A 1,001-nucleotide genomic window follows, 5' to 3' on the forward strand; every position below is an offset into this window, starting at 1 on the left:
CCGCGCCCGCCTGTCCCCCGGCCGTATCCGGCCCGGCAGTGCCCGGCCCGGGCGTTTCCGCCCCGGTACCGGCGGCACCGGCAGTACCGGCACCGCCGCCGTCGTCGTTGCGCTCCTCAGCGGGCCCGGGCAGCCCCTGGTCCTTCTCCATCGTTCCCCCAAAACGTCGTCGCCTGTGTTCGAAAAACTGCGGGGACGCCGCCGGTCCAGCCGGCCGCCCCCGCTACCATCCTAGGCGTCTGACAAGGCGCTTTCTCCGCGCACGACGCGCCCACACCACCTCCGCGCACGCCGCACCGCACCCACGCGGGGGTCACGATGCGGACATCACTGCCAGCTCGTCCGCCCGGATGCAGGCAGCGAGATGCTCCGGCCCAACGGACACCGCAGGCGGAACCACCGTGGCGCAGGCCTCCACCGCCAGCGGGCACCGGGTCCGGAAGACGCAGCCGGACGGTGGATTCAGCGGTGAGGGCACCTCTCCGGTCAGCAGCGTCCGGTCCCGCGCCTTTTCCGCGGCCGGATCATCCAGCGGAATGGCGGAGAGCAAGGCACGGGTATACGGATGCCGCGGGTTGGCGAACAGCTCCTCCCGGGGGCTCAGTTCCATCAACCGCCCGGTGTAGAGCACCATCACCTTGTGGCTCATATAGTCCACGGCGGCCAGATCGTGCCCCACGAAGATGTACGTCAGGTTGAGCTCGGTCTGCAGGCGCTTGAGCAGGTTCATGATTTGCGCCTGCACGGAGACATCCAGCGATGCCGTCGCCTCATCCAGGATCACGATGTCCGGATCCCCGGCCAGCGCCCGGGCGATACAGACCCGCTGGCGTTGGCCGCCGGAGAGCTCGTGTGGGTACCGGTCCATGAACCGGGCAGGCAGGCCGACCAGCTCAAAGAGCTCCGTCACCCGGGCCCGCCGGGCGGCCGGCGTGGTGGCCAGGCTGTGGACCACCAGCGGCTCGGCGACGCTGGCGGCCACGGACTGCCGGGGGTTCAGG

Annotated in this window: 1 protein-coding gene; it reads right to left on the reverse strand. The window is 70.6% G+C overall.

Annotated elements, in window-relative coordinates:
• Positions 1-313: 313 nt before the first annotated feature.
• A partial coding sequence (locus tag RTN46_RS10875; RefSeq protein ID WP_312181285.1) for an ABC transporter ATP-binding protein occupies positions 314-1,001 on the reverse strand: 688 nt, incomplete at its 5' end.

Source organism: Arthrobacter sp. (genome assembly GCF_031988865.1).
Taxonomy (GTDB): Bacteria; Actinomycetota; Actinomycetes; order Actinomycetales; family Micrococcaceae; genus Arthrobacter_B.